The sequence below is a fragment of the Clostridium sp. MB05 genome, assembly GCF_046581255.1.
GTDB lineage: Bacteria > Bacillota > Clostridia > Clostridiales > Clostridiaceae > Clostridium.
This window is the reverse complement of record NZ_CP174370.1, coordinates 1,511,195-1,526,006: the sequence shown is the minus strand read 5'-3', so window position 1 is coordinate 1,526,006 and position 14,812 is coordinate 1,511,195. Positions and strand designations below refer to the sequence as shown.

Below are 14,812 nucleotides of genomic sequence, written 5' to 3'. Positions count from 1 at the left end.
TTATTATCTTTAAATAAATATATAATCTTTATTTAAACTTACATACAAAAATAAGATGTGACACCAATCACACCTTATTTATTATAAACTATAATTCTACAAAATAAATAGATTTTTTTTAACAATTTTAGTATTCATATTCTTTTATATCTTCGCAGATAGATATTTTAAGAGGATTATTTTCAACAAGCTTTTTATAAGAACATAAAAAGTCATTTAATTCTAAGTCAGTTAAATCAATTTTACCTGAGCTTTTTAAAATTACATTAATATCTTCTGTTAAGATACTTACATCATTTTTTTCATTTTTAATAAAATAACTATTTACAGTACTAACTTTTAGTCTATCCTTATACTTCTCTTGAAAGCTCATAGTTTTTCTTGTCTTTTCAAAATCACCTGCTCCTGGAATAATATTATTAAGACCTAATGACTTTACCTGCTCTTCAATAGATGAAGCATCAAATCCGTATCTTTCCATAAGCTTTGTTTGCATTTTCAAGAACTTATCTTGAGATATGTTATTTTCCTCCATATAAGCCATAATCTTTTTTGTAAAATCGGCCATATTTAATTTTCCAGAAGACATATCATAATAAAGAGAATACATATATGATTCAAATTTATCTATATCTTTATCATTTACTCTATTTTTTAATTCATTAAAATCTATAACTCTGTCCATAAAATAATCAACTCCTATACCTTTAGTAGATGTTATTAATATTATACTCCCATTATAAGTTTTATTCTATTAGGTTAATACAATATTAATATTTTTTTAAGAACAATTAAATATAGTATATCCTTTTACTATTGTATTATAGATTTCATATAAATGTTATATATCTTATAATTAATTTGCAGCTTTAACAGCATTCCAAACTTCTTCGTATAATCTTAATTGATCTTGTGGTAAATACCTATAAACTTCACATCTATCCATAACTTCTTTTGGCATATAAGCACCTTTATTATTTTTAACTTCTTCTGATTGCTCCTCCATAGCTAGCTTATTTGGAGTTGTATAACCTATCTCCTCTGCTATTTTATAAGCATTATCTTTTTTACTTACAAAGTTTATAAATTCCTCAGCTGTTGCTTTATCACTTGCATTAGTTGGAATTGCCCATGAATCTAACCAGTAATTAGCTCCTTCTTTCGGAATTACATACTCTAAATTTTCATTTTCATCGGCTAAAGTTAACCCTTCTCCAGACCATATCATAGCAATGGATGTTTCTCCCGAAGTCATCAAATCTTTAACCTCGTCAGCTCCATACTTTAATACTAATGGTTTTTGTTTTATTAGTAAATTTTTAGCTTCTTCAAGTTCTTTTTCATTAGTTGTATTTAGTGAGTATCCTAACTTTTTAAGTGCCATCCCTATAGCATCTCTTTGAGCATCTAATACAAATATTTGCTTCTTATATTTTTCATTCCACATTATATCCCAGCTATCAACTGTTTCATTAACTAAATCTTTATTATATATTATTCCTATTGTTCCATTCATATATGGTACAGTATATTCATTATTAGGATCATAAGCTTGTCCCATATCATTTTCATTCATTTCCTTTAAATTTGGAATTTTTTCTTTATCTATTTTTTGAAGCAATCCTTCTTGGATCATTCTATCTGCCATATAATCTGCAACTAAAATTGCATCCCATTTTGTTTTTCCTGAAGATACTTCTATATACATAGTCTCCATATCATCAAAAGTTTTATAATTTACTTTTACATTGTACTTATCTTCAAACTCTTCAATTACTCCTTCTGCTATATTTTCTCCATAGTTTAAGACATTTATAGTTTTTTTATTACTTTTTTGACATCCTGCAAATAAAGTAACAGTTAAAATCATACTGCATATTAAAGCAGATATTTTTATAGATTTTTTCATTAATTTATCTTCCTTTCTATCTTTATATAATAATCATTATTTAGCAATAATAATTATATAATTAATTTTACTAATTGCAAGTAAAAAATCTCCAAGTCACTATTTATATATTATTAAAAATAATATTATTATATATCTTTTTTATACTCTAATAATAAAAAAATATTAACCACTTAATAAATGGTTAATATTTAAATAGTACTATACTTCTATTAATTTTGCTGTAACACCCTCAATTGCATTTAATTCTTCCATAAGCTTATTGATTTCTTCTTTTTCATCATGAATTAAATTTAATATTACAAGACCTGAGTTAGCACAAGATGTCTTGCTTGCTTCATGTAAACCTAACCTAGTTTGGATTATACATCCGTATCTTGTTAAAACCTCTTGAACTGTTGGTGCAATTGATACTCTAGGTTCTATTTTTATTGCCATAATAGTAAACATAATCCTACCTCCGTAAACTTTATCACCTTCTATATTATCCTACTTAACCTCTATTTATTCAATAATTATGAAATTAGTAATTTATTAATTTATATTTAATTACATATTGAAATAAGAACATTTGTTCTGTATAATTATTTTAAATACTTTATAAAGAAAGGTGATCTCTTTGAATATAGACGAAAAGCTTAATATTCTTTCAGCTGCTGCTAAATATGATGTGTCCTGTTCTTCTTCTGGATCTAAAAGAAAAAATTCTAATAATGGGTTAGGAAATGCTTCAAATAGCGGTATTTGTCATAGCTTTACTGCTGATGGACGATGTATATCTCTTCTTAAGATACTTTTAACCAACTATTGTATATATAACTGTAAATATTGTGTTAATGCTTATAGCAAAGATGTTCCTAGGGCAATGTTTACTCCTGATGAAGTAGTCTCATTAACTATTAACTTCTATAAACGTAATTTTATTGAAGGATTATTTTTAAGTTCTGCTATCTTTAAAAATCCTAACTATACTATGGAGCTACTTTTAATGGTAGTAAAAAAACTTAGAACTGAAGAAAGATTTAATGGCTATATTCATTTAAAGGCTATACCTGGAGCTGATGAATCATTAATAAAGGAAGCTGGAAAATATGTTGATAGAATGAGTGTTAACATAGAATTGCCATCAGCATCTAGCTTAAAACTTCTCGCTCCACAAAAAAGCAAAGAAAATATCTTAGCTCCAATGGGTATTATAAAAAATTCAATAATAGAAAATAAAGATTTAAAGAAGAACATAAAATCAGCACCATTATTTGTACCTGGTGGCCAAAGCACACAACTTATTGTTGGTGCAACTCCTGAAAGTGATTATAAAATATTAAATTTATCAGAAAATTTGTATAATAGATACAATTTAAAAAGAGTCTATTATTCTGCTTATGTTCCTGTAGTAAGAAATGAAAAAGCCCTTCCTGATATTACTCATCCACCATTAGTTAGGGAACATAGATTATATCAAGCAGATTGGCTATTAAGGCTTTATGGATTTAAAGCAAAGGAGCTTTTGAAAAACGAAAATGATAACTTTGATTTAAATTTTGACCCTAAAACTTCTTGGGCATTAAATAATATAGAAAATTTTCCAGTAGAAATAAATAAAGCATCCTATGATACCCTTCTTAGAATTCCAGGAATAGGTGTACGTTCAGCTAGAAGAATATTAATTACAAGAAAAGTTCATTCTTTAACCTTTGAAGATTTAAGAAAGCTTGGAATAGTTTTAAAAAGAGCTAAATATTTTATAACCTGCAAAGGTAAGTATTATGGAGATGTATCCTTTGATGAAGAAAAAATTAGAACTAGATTACTTTATATGGATAAACCTAAAGTAGAAAATGAAACTTCTGAGCAACTTTCTTTTTTTGATAATATATATCCTTCTTCATCTAATGGGATTTTATTACCTGAACCAAAAAAGATAATTATGCCAACAGATACTATAACCTCTCTAACTGGAGAATTTTAAAGGTGGTGTTTTCTTGCTTAAATTAGTATATGAAGATTCCTTTGAGGGTTTTCTAACTGCAATTTATGATAGCTTTTACTCAAAAAAGCAAATAACAGCACTTTGTACTCAAAACCAATTAGATATTGATCTTCTATCTGAAATTAAATATGTTGATGTTGATTTTGAGAAGTTCAGTAAGGTTAAAAATTCAATAGTCACAAAAATTGACCCTTTAGCTTTAAATAAAATTTACAAACTATATTTATCTAACTATAAAGATAAAGGAATCCTTTGTTATAGATATTTAAAAATTGCTTTTAAACTAGGTAGCAATATTCATAAATATCTACACTTAGATGAAGTAAGAGATTTAGATTTAATAGATAGACGTATTTCCATAGAGGCACATAGATTTGAAGGTTTTGTAAGATTTAAATCTATAAATAATAATTTTCTCTATTCTTCTATAGAACCTGATAACAATATATTAGAAATTATTTCACCTCACTTTCAAAGAAGGTTTAGTGATGAATATTGGATAATACATGACATAAAAAGAGAGATCGCTTCAATTTATAATAAAATTTCCTGGGAAATCAAAGAAATGGATAATGAAATTTATAATACATTAAAAAATTATAATGATGGTTTTCAAGACCTATGGAAAGGATATTTTAAATCCACAACAATAAAAGAAAGAATAAATCCTAAGCTTCAAAAAAGACAAATGCCAAAAAGGTATTGGGCTAACTTGTCTGAAATAGATTCTAATAAATAAGATGATAAGTATAAACTTACCATCTTATTTATTATTTAAACTAAATTTAATTTAAACCTATATAGTTGCAATAGCTTCTATTTCTATTACGCAGTCTTTAGGTAGTCTTGCTACTTCAACACAACTTCTTGCTGGTGGATTTTCTTTAAAATACTCTCCATAAACTTCATTTACTTGTCCAAAATCATTCATATCTTTTATGAAAACTACTACTTTTATTGCTTTATCTAAGCTACTTCCTGCTGCCTCTAAAACTCCCTTTACATTTTCTAAAGATTGTCTTGTAGCTGCTTTTATTTCTGTTACTAATTCTCCTGTAGCTGGATTAACTGGAATTTGCCCTGAAGTAAATACCATATCCCCTATCTTAATTCCTTGTGAGTATGGTCCTATTGCTGAAGGTGCATTATTTGTTGAAATAATCTCTTTTTGCATTTTACTACACGTCCTTTCATATTATTTGTATATAAAAATTTAAAAAACTAATACTAATTGTGAGCTCATCAAACTCATAAAGGATATTTAAAACTAATTTCGGCATCTCCATGAAGTTTTAAATATCCTCTTAATTTAAATATACCTTTTTTTTCCTTAAATTTCAATACAAAATCTCATTAATAGATTTATTTAAATATTTATAAGTTTATTAATTTATTGAATAGTGGTATAATTAGTACACTATAGAGGCCACAAAGGAGGTAATAATATATGAAGAAGAATATTAATATTGACTGGAATAATCTTGGTTTTAATTATATTAAAACTGATTATAGATATGTATCTGTTTGGAAAGATGGTCAATGGGATGATGGTAAATTAACAGAGGATAATATGCTAAAGATAAGTGAGGCTTCTACCGCTTTACATTATGGTCAACAATGCTTTGAAGGCTTAAAGGCTTATAGAAGAAAAGATGGGAAAATTCAATTATTTAGAATAGATAGAAATGCCCATAGGATGAATGAAAGTAACGCTAAGCTACTTATGCCTGAAATACCTGTTGAAAAATTTATAGATGCTTGTATGCAAGTGGTTAAAGCAAATGAACATTACGTTCCTCCATATGGAACTGGAGCTACGCTTTATTTAAGACCATTTATGATTGGTGTTGGAGATAACATAGGAGTTAAACCTGCCCCTGAATATATTTTTTCTGTATTTGCGGTTCCTGTTGGACCTTATTTTAAGGAAGGACTAACCCCTTGTAACTTTATGATAGCTGATTATGATAGAGCAGCTCCTTATGGAACTGGAGGTCAAAAGGTTGGTGGAAATTATGCTGCCTCATTACAAGCTCATAAAATTGCTGTTGATAGAGGATTTGCTGATTGTATCTATTTAGATCCTGCTACACATAAAAAAATTGAGGAAGTTGGAGCTGCTAATTTCTTTGGAATAACAAAAAATAATGAATTTGTTACACCAAAATCTCCATCAATTCTTCCTAGTATAACTAAATATTCTCTTATGGAAATAGCTAAGGAATACTTGAATATGCCTGTATACGAAAGAGATGTTTATGTAGATGATCTAGATCAATTTAAAGAAGCTGGCGCTTGTGGTACGGCTGCCGTTATAACTCCAATTGGAGGAATAGAATATAAAGATAAACTTCACGTATTTCATAGTGAAACTGAAGTTGGTCCTGTTACAAAAGAACTTTATAGAATTCTTTGTGGAATTCAATTTGGTGATGTTGAAGCTCCTAATGGATGGATTTTTGAAGTTTAGTTTGTAAAAAATGGCTAGGTATTTAGTTTTATACCTAGCCATTTTTATATGTATTTTAAATTTATAGTTATTATGTATTTTAATTTATTATGTCATAAATATTAAATTAAATATTTACTTTTTATCACTATTTCCACTTGTAATATAATAGTATGGTAATGCTAAAAATAGCACTCCACCAATAAAGTTTCCTAATGATACTAGAATTATATTATATGCATATCCACCTAAAGTTATTGTTGATGGATCTATTAAATATCCCATAGCTAAAAATCCCATATTAGCTACACTATGCTCAAATCCTGCTGTTATAAATGTAAATAAGCACCAAAATATCATTAATATTTTAGCTGTTTCTTCTTTTAATTTATAGCACATCCAAACAGCTAGACAAACTAGTATATTACATAATATACCTCTTAATAAAAGCTGACCTGCTGGAGTACTTACTTTAGCATATGCATTATTTACTATAAACTCTCCAATATACTCACTTTTTCCTGATGTTAAGCCAGCTTGTACAAATAGTATTGCTCCTAGAACACCGCCAAGTATATTTCCAATCCAACTTGCAAACCATATTTTAACGGCATCTACCCATGTTACTGTTTTCTCTAAAGCTCCCATTGTCATTATCATGGCATTACTTGTAAATAAGTCTCCTCCAGCCATTAATACTAAACTAAGTGCTACTCCAAAAGATGCTCCCATCAAAATTTTATATGTTTCTATACCGTTATGATGCATTATTCCGCCTATGGTATAAATAAGCATAATTCCTAAGCTTACAAATAAACTTCCAAGCATTGAACTCACTAAGTATCTTCCTTTACTTCTTCTTAGTAATGTGCTTTTAACTTCCGCTGAATGGGCTAAGTTATGAATTTCTTTACTGTACATGATACACCCCACATTATTGTTATTTTTTTAACAAGTAATAACACAATAACTTGAATTTTTACTTACAGTAAAATATTTTACAATGAAAAACAAAGTTTTGCAACGAAAACTTTGTTTTTGTTTTTTATTTTATTTAAGATCTTTTTTTATTTTATTTATGTAATTCTCTCTTATTTCCTTATATTCTAAAAGAGGCTTTTTACTCACTTTAACATTGATACCATTTTCTTCTATGGATGCTTTCCATGAATTACTTTCTCCAAAAATATCTTTTTTGATATGATTACCTGGAAGCATAAGTAATGGAGCTAATATTACTTTTTTTATATTATCTTTCAATAATTCATTTATAATATCTTCTTTTTTTACTTCACCCTCTAATGTTCCTATATAAATATTTTTATAATCATTTTCTATAAATACTTTTCTTAGAGTCTCATATGCTTCTGTATTGATAGTTTTAGAACCATGTCCAACAAGAACTATATTTTCATTTTTTAATAAATCCTTTTCCATAGTCTTAACTATTAAATTGCATGATTCCTTAAAATCATCTTCTTTATTACTTATAAGAACATTTCCTAAGATAATTTTTGAAAATGAATAATCGTATTCCTTTATTGTTTTTTCTATATTTAAATATTCACTTCCCTCAATTACATGAAGTGGCTGTATATATACTTCCTTATATCTGTCATTACTTAAATTGAATAGTACTTCTTCTAATCTAGGAATTACTTTTCCATATTTATTAAGTAATAAATTAGATAATACACTTGAAGTAAAAGCCTTACATACGTGATATTTATCCTTTAGATCTTTTCTTATTTCATCTTCAAATGATTCTAATTCCCTTACTCCTTCTAAATTAGCTGTTCCAAAAGAAACAAGAATTATTGCTTTTGACATATGCACCTCTCTATTCTATATTAAAATTTCTAAATACATTTAAAAACTTATTTATATGCTCCTCTGTATGAACTGTACTTAAAAATAAAGCTTCATACTGTGATGGTGGTATATTTATTCCATTTAATATCATATGTTTAAAATACTTTATAAAAATTTCAGAATTACATGTTTTAACATCTTCATAAGTTTTAACATCTTTTAAATCTGTAAAAAATATAGTAAACATTCCCCCATATCTATTTATAGTTAGCGGAATACCTTTTTCATTTGATATTTCTTTTAAGCCCTCTTCTAACATCTTACCTAGATTATCTATTTTTTCATAATACTCATCTTTATTCTTTTTCAACTTATTTAAAGTTGCAAGCCCAGCTGCCATAACAATAGGATTTCCAGACATAGTTCCAGCTTGATATACTTCTCCAACCGGGGCTAAGCATTCCATTATTTCTTTTTTCCCACCATATGCTCCAGAAGGAAGTCCCCCTCCTATTATCTTTGCATATGTTACTAAATCAGGCTTTGCACTAAATAATTTTTGTGCTCCGTCAAAAGATACTCTAAAGCCACTCATAACTTCATCAAATATTAATAGAGCACCATATTTATCACAAAGCTCTCTTAAAATATTCATAAAGTCTTCTTCTGCCTTTATAACTCCCATATTTCCTGCAACTGGCTCTATTATAACTCCTGCAATGTCATCTCCATATTTCTCAAATAAGGATTTAACACTTTCTTTATCATTATAGATTCCTATAAGTGTATTTTTTATACTATCAGCTGGTACACCTAGAGATCCTGGAATTCCATTTGTTAATACACCCGATCCCGCTTCAACTAAAAACCCATCAAAATGTCCATGATAGCAACCTGCAAACTTTATTATTTTATTCTTTTTTGTATATCCTCTTGCTAGTTTTATTGCACTCATAGTAGCTTCTGTACCAGAGTTTACCATCCTTATCATTTCTATATTTTCTAAGTTTTTGCATAAAAATTTAGACATTATTAGCTCTAATTCTGTTGGAGCTCCAAATGCTATTGCACTTTCAGAAGTTTCTTTAATACACTTTACTACATCTTCATCGCAATGTCCTAATATCATAGGTCCCCAAGCTAATACGAAATCTATATACTCATTGCCCTCTTCATCTATTATTATTGCCCCTTTTCCACTTTTTATAATAGGAGGTGTCATTGTAGTGTTTTTATAAGCTCTAACTGGAGAATTAACTCCTCCTGGCATATATTTTTTTGATTCGTGAAAGATAACTTGATTTCTCATAACCTTAATCCTCCTTTAACCACTTTGCAGCTTCTAATGCATAATAAGTTATTATCATATCTGCACCAGCTCTTTTCATTGAAAGTAACATTTCTAAAGCTACTCTCTTTTCATCTATAAGTCCAGCCTCTGCTGCTGCCTTTACCATTGCAAATTCACCACTAACATTATAAGCACAAATTGGTACATTTATTTTATCTTTTGCTCTTCTTATAATATCTAAATACGACATTGCTGGTTTAACCATAATTATATCTGCACCTTCGTTTATATCCCATTCTATTTCTCTTAGTGCTTCTTCAGAATTAGCAGGATCCATTTGATAAGTTTTTCTATCTCCAAATTGAGGTGCTGAATGAGCTGCTTCTCTAAAAGGTCCATAAAAAGCTGATGAATACTTAGCTGCATAACTCATTATAGCCACATTTTTATATCCATTTTCATCTAAAACTTTTCTCATTAAGGCAACCCTTCCATCCATCATATCTGATGGTGCAACCATATGAACTCCTGCCTTTGCATGGGATAAAGCTATTTTACCTAGTATTTCTAATGTCTTATCATTATCTACTTCATTACCATCTAAAATTCCACAATGCCCATGACTAGTATATTGACACATACAGATATCTGTAATTACATATAAACTCTTTGAAATTTCTCTTATCTTTTTTACTGCTTGTTGTACTATTCCATTATCACTAAAGCTTTCTGATCCATATTCATCTTTGTGATTTGGTAATCCAAATATAATCACACCCTTTATATTGAGATCCTCAACTTCTTCTATTATTTCATGTAGCCTATCTATAGACCAATGATAGTTACCTTTCATTGATGTAATTTCTTCTTTTATATTTTTCCCTTCAACAACAAAAATAGGGAATATAAAATCATTTGCTGTTAATGTATTTTCTCTTACCAAATCCCTAATTGCTGCATTTGCTCTTAATCTTCTTCCCCTTTTAATCATCTTACTTATCCTTTCTTTCCTTATAATTACTATATATCTCTATTATTTCATTTAAAAAGCCATCCTCTGAATGCTTTTTACACATATGACTTTTTATGCCATTTGATTCTAGAATTTTATATGTTTGAGGGCCTATTGCGATATTAAATTTATCTTTAATTCCATCTACACTAAGCATATTTATCATATTATTTACAGTGCTAGGGCTAGTATATAATATAAAATCTACTTCCTCAAATACTCTTTTATTTTTTATATCTCCACAAAGTGTATTATATGTATGAACTCTATCAACATATAATCCTAGCTTTTCAATTGCTTCTCTTAAATATTCCCTACTTCCAGAAGAGCAAGGTATTAATACACTTTCTCCATTAACTAAATGTGGTGAAAGCTCATTAAATAAACCTTCTCCAACAAACTCTCTTCCCATTATAAAGGCTTGAATCCCTCTTTCTTCTAAAGCTTTTTTAGTTGCTTTACCAATAACTGAAAATTTAGCTTTAATACTTCTTATATCTATTTTATTTTCTACTAAATAATCAAAAAACATATTAACACCATTTACTGAAGTTAATATTATATGGTTGTATTCACTTAGTTTATCCTTAATAGAATTTAAATTTTCTTTAGTTTCTTGTATTTTTATAGAGTTTATTTCAGTTACTTCTGCTCCTAAATTTCTTAACTTCTTCTTTAAATTAGATGACTGCTCTCTTGATCTTGTTACACATATATTTAATCCAAAAAGTGGCTTTTTCTCATACCAATTAAGCTTATCATTTAACTCCACAACATCTCCCATAACAATTATACATGGCGATTGTAGTTTAGATTCAACTACTTTTTGCTCTATATCTTGTAAAGTTCCAACTACTTTCTTTTGCTTTGAAGAAGTTCCTCTCATTATTACTGCTACTTTGGTACTTTCATCTTTGCCGTTACTTAATAAATTTTCTATTATACCTTTAAGATTGTTTAATCCCATCATAAAAACTAAAGTACCTTTTTCTTTAGATATGGCTTCCCAATTTATATTTAGCGCTCCAGCAGTCATTCCTGTAACTATATGAAAGCTTTGTGCCATTTCTCTTTGTGTTATTGGAATACCTGCATAATTTAATACTGATATAGGTGAAGTAACTCCTGGCACAACTTCAAATTCTATATTTTCTTCAATTAAGGAAAGAACCTCTTCTCCACCTCTTCCAAAAACATAAGGATCTCCCCCTTTAATTCTTCCAACAGTATGCCCTTCTTTTGCAAGCCTTATTAAAGTTTTATTTATTTCCTCTTGAGTTTTATAATGGCATCCTGGCTCCTTACCACAATAATAAATTTCACAATCCTCTTTTAAATAATTTAATATATTATTTGAAACTAATCTATCATATAAAACAGCTGTACAATTTTTTAAAATTTCAACGGCTTTTAAAGTTAATAATTCCTCATCTCCTGGTCCAGTACCAATTATATAAACCTTGTTCATTTTTATTATCCTTTCAAAATTTTTTCGGCAAGCTTTAAACCTAGTTCTATATTTGTATCCTTATTACCAAGTATATCTTTTTTTACTATTTTTCCACCCAAATCAAAGGTTCCTATCATATATAAATCATTGCCTTTTATCTCTGAATAAACTCCTATTACACTATGACATCCACCATTTAATCTTCTCATAAAACTTCTTTCAGCTTCTACTGAAGTTCTAACTTCCTTATTGTCCAATCCCTTTAAATACATATTGTATTCACCATCTTTTAATGCTTCTATACCTAAAGCACCTTGCCCTATTGCTGGTAAAAATATTTTAGGATCAAAATAATCAGTTATTATATCTTCTAAGTTTAGTCTCTTTATTCCAGCAGCTGCTAAAATTATTCCATCCATATTTTCTTTTTTCATTCTTTCTAATCTTGTTTGTACATTTCCTCTTATTGGAACTATATTTAAGTCTTTTCTTAACTCCCTTAACATTGCCGCTCTTCTTATACTACTTGTTCCTATAATTGCTCCCTCTTTTAAATCTTCAAAATGAACTCCATTACTTGATACAAATACGTCTCTAATATCATCCCTTTCAGGAATTGCTACTAATTCAAAATCTTTAGGCAATTCAAAAGGCACGTCTTTCATACTATGTACAGCAGCATGAGCCTCTTTATTTAAAAGTGCATATTCTATTTCTTTAACAAATAACCCCTTACCACCTATTTTATCTAATGTTACATCAAGCCTTTTATCCCCTTCTGTAACTACTAATAATTTTTTAGAATCTATGTTATATTTCTCCTTAATAAGTTTAATTATCTTATCTGTCTGAACCTGTGCTAATTTACTTTTCCTAGTTGCAATAATTAAATCCATAAAATATCTCCTATAAATATTAATTAATATATTTTACTTACTATTTCTTTTCCAAAAAATAATTCTATTACTAGTTTGTCTTTTCCTTTTTCATAAATATATTTGAAATCTTCACTACATACAAACTCTATGATTTTATTTTTATTTTCCAGTATAAATTTTGCCTTTTCTCTAATACTAGATGAATATCCTATAAAATTATCATACTCTTTTAATACATCAAAAACCTTATTAGCTATTATTATTAATCCCTTTGGATTTCCATGTTTAGTGTTTACTGCAAAACTTATATTATCTAATTCTCTTTGTACAGGTGCTACTGCCATACCTCTTAAATAGTCAGCTGCAAATATATATATTTTAAATTCCTCATCACAGTCTTTTTTTATTTCTAAATTTTTTTTATAGTCATCAGTTGCTATTATTATTAAATGCTTATCTCTTAAAAAGTCTTTGTTATAACTGCCTTTAATAAGATTAATATTTTTAAGTCTATAAAATTCTTCTATAAAATCTAAAGATAATACTTCAACTATACATCCCTTTAATGCAAAGTTTTTGCCTTTTATATAACCTACTTTTCCTCCTCCTATTATTCCCACCCTTAACTTTTGTGACATCACAGAAAGAAATGTATATTCTAAACCTTCTTCAAGAATATCTTTTCTAATATCTTCATACATTCTTCTCCTTGCCCCTTTAACCTTTCTTCTTTTAAAACCTCAATTGCTTTATTAACATAATAATCTGATGTACTTTTTATAAGCTTTTCTGCAATTTCTATGTCTCGTTTATCTTTACACTTATTTTTTAAGGTTGTTTGTCTTTCTTCTATAACTTTAAAACTATTGTTTTTCATTTCATGTATAATGTAGGATACATCTCTTATATCCTGCCAATTAAAATAATTTTCTATGTGCTCATCTATTATACTTTTGAACTTAATCATTCTATCTTTTCTTAATTTTTTATTCTCATCATCTATAGAACTTATATCATCTATATCATAAAGCTCCACTCTTTTAAAATCTTTAATTTTATCATCTACATCTCTAGGAAGGGCCAAATCAAATATTATCAAATTTCCTCCTGTGGTTTGTATATGTTTTTTTTCTATAATTAAATGTGGTGCTGAAGTGCATGAAACTACACAATCCATTTCATTAATTATGCTTCGTCCATCCTCATAATTCATAACCTTAACTCTTTTATGATCAATATCTATAACACTTTCAGCTTTTCTAACTACTAAATTTAATTCATCTATATTATTAGAAAGAGCATATTTAACCACAAGCTTTCCAACTTCGCCATATCCTATAACCATCATTTTATTAGCATTTTTCTTCATTGATTCATTTACTGCTATTGATGCAGAAGAAACTGGTATTTCATAAAGCTTACCTTCTGTTCTAAATTTCTTTCCACAAGTGATTGCTTCTTGAAATAATCTTTGAAGTTTACTTTTAACAGCTCCTATATTATAAGCAAGGCTGTATGCTTCTTTTATTTGCCCAAGTATTTGATCCTCTCCTAATATTTTTGAATGAAAACCACAAACTACTTCCATTAAATGTTTTACTGAGTCTTTCTCAGTTAAATAAAAACAATATTCTCTTAAATTAATATCCCATTTAAGTATATCAAAAATCTTTTTTAATCCTTCTTCTCCATTTAAAGAACCATTAAAATAAATTTCTGTTCTATTACAAGTGCTTAAAATAACAGCTTCATCAAAATATTGAAGTAACTCTTTTGTATATTCTTCTCTCTTTTTTTGAGACAAAGCTAATTTTTCTCTTATTTCCACTCCAATATTCTTCCTAATACCTAAAAGCTGAATCATAATCTTACTCCTAATCCAATTATTTTAGTTATATATTTTTTATATTATTCTTATTATACTCTTATTACAAATTTTTTTCATATTTTAAAGTTAATTTAAGGCCACTACTTATCTTATAGTGGCCTTATTAATTATTTATATCTATTTTACATATTTA

The 14,812-nt window shown here is 28.0% G+C and carries 15 protein-coding genes; 3 read left to right on the top strand and 12 right to left on the bottom strand.

All coding sequences use genetic code 11. From position 1 onward, the window contains the following. Positions 1-127 precede the first annotated feature (127 nt). The 3 genes from ACH36K_RS07080 to ACH36K_RS07070 form a co-directional block, all read right to left on the bottom strand. Positions 128-685: a DUF3867 domain-containing protein gene (locus tag ACH36K_RS07080; RefSeq protein WP_411170241.1), complete on the bottom strand. Its 558-nt coding sequence runs from the start codon at positions 683-685 to the stop codon at positions 128-130. A 171-nt stretch (positions 686-856) separates the two neighbouring features. Next, positions 857-1,909: an ABC transporter substrate-binding protein gene (locus tag ACH36K_RS07075; protein WP_411170240.1), complete on the bottom strand. Its 1,053-nt coding sequence runs from the start codon at positions 1,907-1,909 to the stop codon at positions 857-859. Positions 1,910-2,110: 201 nt separating this feature from the next. Continuing rightward, positions 2,111-2,359: a hypothetical protein gene (locus tag ACH36K_RS07070; RefSeq protein WP_322413374.1), complete on the bottom strand. Its 249-nt coding sequence runs from the start codon at positions 2,357-2,359 to the stop codon at positions 2,111-2,113. Between the two features lie 169 nt (positions 2,360-2,528). Between ACH36K_RS07070 and ACH36K_RS07065 the strand changes: the two genes are divergently transcribed. Next, on the top strand, positions 2,529-3,878 hold the full coding sequence (locus ACH36K_RS07065) for a putative DNA modification/repair radical SAM protein (protein WP_411170239.1): 1,350 nt from the start codon (positions 2,529-2,531) through the stop codon (positions 3,876-3,878). A gap of 13 nt (positions 3,879-3,891) precedes the next feature. After that, the gene (locus tag ACH36K_RS07060; protein ID WP_411170238.1) at positions 3,892-4,638 is read left to right on the top strand and encodes a TIGR03915 family putative DNA repair protein; all 747 of its coding nucleotides are present in this window, start codon (positions 3,892-3,894) and stop codon (positions 4,636-4,638) included. Between the two features lie 57 nt (positions 4,639-4,695). Here ACH36K_RS07060 and ACH36K_RS07055 read toward each other — a convergent pair whose 3' ends face one another. Next, positions 4,696-5,073, bottom strand: a complete 378-nt coding sequence (locus tag ACH36K_RS07055) for a RidA family protein (RefSeq protein ID WP_411170237.1) — start codon at positions 5,071-5,073, stop codon at positions 4,696-4,698. A 273-nt stretch (positions 5,074-5,346) separates the two neighbouring features. Between ACH36K_RS07055 and ACH36K_RS07050 the strand changes: the two genes are divergently transcribed. Continuing rightward, on the top strand, positions 5,347-6,369 hold the full coding sequence (locus ACH36K_RS07050; RefSeq protein WP_411170236.1) for a branched-chain amino acid aminotransferase: 1,023 nt from the start codon (positions 5,347-5,349) through the stop codon (positions 6,367-6,369). A 114-nt stretch (positions 6,370-6,483) separates the two neighbouring features. Here the strand turns inward: ACH36K_RS07050 and ACH36K_RS07045 are convergent, their stop codons facing one another. The 8 genes from ACH36K_RS07045 to hemA form a co-directional block, all read right to left on the bottom strand. Next, on the bottom strand, positions 6,484-7,269 hold the full coding sequence (locus ACH36K_RS07045) for a formate/nitrite transporter family protein (RefSeq protein WP_411170235.1): 786 nt from the start codon (positions 7,267-7,269) through the stop codon (positions 6,484-6,486). A 129-nt stretch (positions 7,270-7,398) separates the two neighbouring features. After that, positions 7,399-8,178 carry a sirohydrochlorin cobaltochelatase gene (locus ACH36K_RS07040; RefSeq protein WP_411170234.1) on the bottom strand — a complete coding sequence of 260 codons (780 nt, stop codon included), beginning with the start codon at positions 8,176-8,178 and terminating at the stop codon, positions 7,399-7,401. Between the two features lie 10 nt (positions 8,179-8,188). Then, entirely contained in the window at positions 8,189-9,469 is a 1,281-nt protein-coding gene (gene hemL / locus ACH36K_RS07035) for a glutamate-1-semialdehyde 2,1-aminomutase (RefSeq protein WP_411170233.1), read from the bottom strand. Positions 9,470-9,473: 4 nt separating this feature from the next. Further along, positions 9,474-10,442, bottom strand: a complete 969-nt coding sequence (hemB, locus tag ACH36K_RS07030; RefSeq protein ID WP_411170232.1) for a porphobilinogen synthase — start codon at positions 10,440-10,442, stop codon at positions 9,474-9,476. A 1-nt stretch (position 10,443) separates the two neighbouring features. Then, positions 10,444-11,931, bottom strand: a complete 1,488-nt coding sequence (gene cobA / locus ACH36K_RS07025; RefSeq protein ID WP_411170231.1) for a uroporphyrinogen-III C-methyltransferase — start codon at positions 11,929-11,931, stop codon at positions 10,444-10,446. Between the two features lie 5 nt (positions 11,932-11,936). After that, positions 11,937-12,809 carry a hydroxymethylbilane synthase gene (gene hemC, locus ACH36K_RS07020; RefSeq protein WP_411170230.1) on the bottom strand — a complete coding sequence of 291 codons (873 nt, stop codon included), beginning with the start codon at positions 12,807-12,809 and terminating at the stop codon, positions 11,937-11,939. 23 nt (positions 12,810-12,832) lie between these two features. Further along, positions 12,833-13,492, bottom strand: coding sequence for an NAD(P)-dependent oxidoreductase (locus ACH36K_RS07015; protein ID WP_411170229.1), 660 nt, complete (start codon positions 13,490-13,492; stop codon positions 12,833-12,835). Next, on the bottom strand, positions 13,450-14,655 hold the full coding sequence (gene hemA / locus ACH36K_RS07010; protein ID WP_411170228.1) for a glutamyl-tRNA reductase: 1,206 nt from the start codon (positions 14,653-14,655) through the stop codon (positions 13,450-13,452). Before hemA ends, ACH36K_RS07015 begins: the two co-directional genes overlap by 43 nt. Between the last annotated feature and the right edge of the window lie 157 nt (positions 14,656-14,812).